At 66.1% G+C, this 2,734-nt stretch carries 4 protein-coding genes; all 4 read right to left on the minus strand.

Annotated features, from left to right (window positions below; translation table 11 throughout):
* A partial coding sequence (locus MOV74_RS35455) for a DEAD/DEAH box helicase (RefSeq protein WP_246931804.1) occupies positions 1-655 on the minus strand: 655 nt, incomplete at its 3' end.
* Positions 656-953: 298 nt separating this feature from the next.
* Complete coding sequence (locus MOV74_RS35460; protein ID WP_246931808.1) at positions 954-1,319, minus strand: nuclear transport factor 2 family protein; 366 nt, start codon at positions 1,317-1,319, stop codon at positions 954-956.
* 111 nt (positions 1,320-1,430) lie between these two features.
* Entirely contained in the window at positions 1,431-1,781 is a 351-nt protein-coding gene (locus tag MOV74_RS35465) for a RidA family protein (protein WP_246931813.1), read from the minus strand.
* A gap of 83 nt (positions 1,782-1,864) precedes the next feature.
* A partial coding sequence (locus MOV74_RS35470; RefSeq protein ID WP_246931816.1) for a PHB depolymerase family esterase occupies positions 1,865-2,734 on the minus strand: 870 nt, incomplete at its 5' end.

Below are 2,734 nucleotides of genomic sequence, written 5' to 3' on the forward strand. Positions count from 1 at the left end.
CAGTTGCCGACAGGCCGATCGCACGCATCTGCGGCGCCAGCCGCCACAGCCGTGCGAGGCCGAGCGAGAGCAGATCGCCGCGCTTGGACGTCACCAGCGCATGCAGCTCGTCGAGCACGATGCGCTTCAGGGAGGAGAACAGGAACGGTGCGTCGTCGGAGGAGAGCAGCAGCGCAAGCTGCTCGGGCGTCGTCAGCAACACGTCCGGCGGATAGCGCCGCTGCCGCTGACGCCGCGATACCGGCGTGTCGCCGGTGCGGGTCTCGACCTTGATCGGCAGGCCCATCTCGGCGATCGGGCGTTCCAGATTGCGCGCGATGTCGACGGCGAGCGCCTTGAGCGGCGAGATGTAGAGCGTGTGCAGGCCGCCGGTACGCTGCAGGCTGCGGCCGGTGGAGACGAGGCTTCTCTTCTCACCCGCCTCCCGCGCGATCGGCTGCATCGACAGTTCCACCAGCGTCGGCAGAAATCCCGCCAGCGTCTTGCCGGCGCCGGTCGGCGCGATCAGCAGGGCGCTGGCGTCCTCGCGCGTCTTCTCCAGCAGCGCCAATTGATGCGCACGCGGCGACCAGCCGCGGCCAGCGAACCATTGCTGGAAGCGGCGAGGCAACAGCGCGGCCGGCTCGGCCGATGTCTGGAGGATACGGGGCGGCACGCATGAACAGGTAAGCCGTGGCGACGGCTTCGTCGAGGGGTGCTGCCCTCTCCGTCTGCAGCAGAACAAACGCGTATGCGCTCGTACATTGGGGCCACGATCTTCTCCACATCGTCATGGCCGGGCTTGTCCCGGCCATCCACGTCTTCCGATGGCGCACCAAGAACGTGGATGCCCGGGCCTTGGCCGCGCCGAAGCGGCTTCGGCCGCGCAGGCGGGACAAGCCCGGGCATGACGACCTCTTGTGAAAGTCCGAATGCGGGGTACCCTCTCGCCATCGGCGGGAGAGCCAGCGGTCTCACGCCCCGGCTGGCACCTGATCGAGAAATCCGGTCACGCTTCTGATACGGCCGTCCTTCAGCACGGCAAAATCAGTGCCCTTGATCGGGCTGTCGGTGCCATCGGGGCCAAGTCCCCACGAAAAGCGGATGTGGTCACCGTAGCCGTTGGGCTCGCCGATCAGCTGAAATCTAAAATCAGGAAAGCGCTGCTGCACGCCTGCGATCAGCGCCTCGATGCCGTCGCGGCCGTCGCCCTTCATCAAGGGATCGACATAGCTCGCATCCGTCGTCCAGGTTTCGCTGAGCAGCTCGCGGCGTCGGCCGGCCGTGCGCTCGTTCCAGAGCTCGATGTAGCGGCGGGCGATGGTGATGGGGTCGGTCATGGTGCTCTCCTTCGATGGCGCCGTATTCGGCTGACCGTCACTATCGAAGGTTCACGCGCGCTGATCGATTACCTCGGAGGTCATCAGCGCGCGCAAATGTTCTCGCGAAAACTACTTCGCGGCCGTGACCATGATCTCCACGGTATATTGCGGCGCCGCCAGCTTGGCTTCGACGGTGGCGCGCGCCGGGGTGTTGCCGGGCGAGACCCAGGCGTCCCACACCGCGTTCATCTCGCCGAAGGTCTTCATGTCGGTGATGTAGATCGTGGCCGAGAGCAGCTTCGACTTGTCGGTGCCGGCCTTGGCGAGATGGCCGTCGATGGTCGCCAGGATGTCCTGGGTCTGCTTGGTCACGCTTTCGCCGGCGGCTTTGTTCGCGACGACACCCGCGAGATAGACGGTGTTGCCGTGCACGACGACCTGGCTCATGCGCGGGCCGGTTTCAAAACGCTCAATGCTCATTGGGGATCTCCTCACTGGAATGGCGGCCCTGTCTAGCCCAGCACCCCGCGCTCTGCCACCCCCGGGGTGCATGCGCTGCCCGCTCAATGAGACTGGCTGAAGAACGACCAGATCGTCTCGGCGCCGTCGATGTCGCCATTCTGCGGGCCCAGCATCTTGGTCGCGACCCTCGGGAAACGGGCATCCGGAGAAAATCCGGGCATGCGGTGCCCACCATGGTTGACACGATAGAGCACGACGTCGTGCCCGCTCGGACAGCGCGAGGAAATCCGCGTCACCGTGGATTGATCCGCAACGCTCCTGTCGGGCAGATCCGTCACGCTGGCGTCGTCCGTCTCGCAGCCATTGAGCTTGCGCCAGAACGCCAGCGTCTCGTCGGTCGACCAGAATCCGTCTGCGGCATAATAGCTCGATCCGCGTCCGCCCTCGTAAGGCACCAGCGGATCGGCCGTGCCGTTCACGAGCAGCATCGGCAGCGGCCGTGACGGATGGCAGGTGACGGCGGCCTCGTCGGTGAGATTCATGATCACGCTCGCGCCCGCGGCAAACAGATCCGCACGGGCGCAAACCAGCGTCATCGCCATGGCGCCGCCATTGGAGCTGCCGGCGACATAGACGCGCTTTGCATCGGCCGTGCCGTCGGCCACGAGCTTTTCGACGAGCTTTGCGATGAAGGCGACATCATCGGTACCCACCGGCGGTCCGCGCAGCGCCGGTCCCGCCTTCGTCCGCGCATCGGCCCAGGCGTGGTTGAGTCCGTCGGGAAACACCACGGCAAAACCTTCTCGTTTCGCGACCTGCGGCCACGCCGTCCGCGTGATCATGTCGGCGCCGCGCTGGGTCTTGCCGTGCAGCACGATCACCAGCGCTGCAGGCTTCCTGGCCGGCAGTTGCGCGGCGTAGGAGCGCTTCACGCCGCCAACGTCGATCGTCTCGGCGGATGCAGCCGAAGC

This window comes from Bradyrhizobium sp. SHOUNA76, assembly GCF_023006445.1.
GTDB lineage: Bacteria > Pseudomonadota > Alphaproteobacteria > Rhizobiales > Xanthobacteraceae > Bradyrhizobium.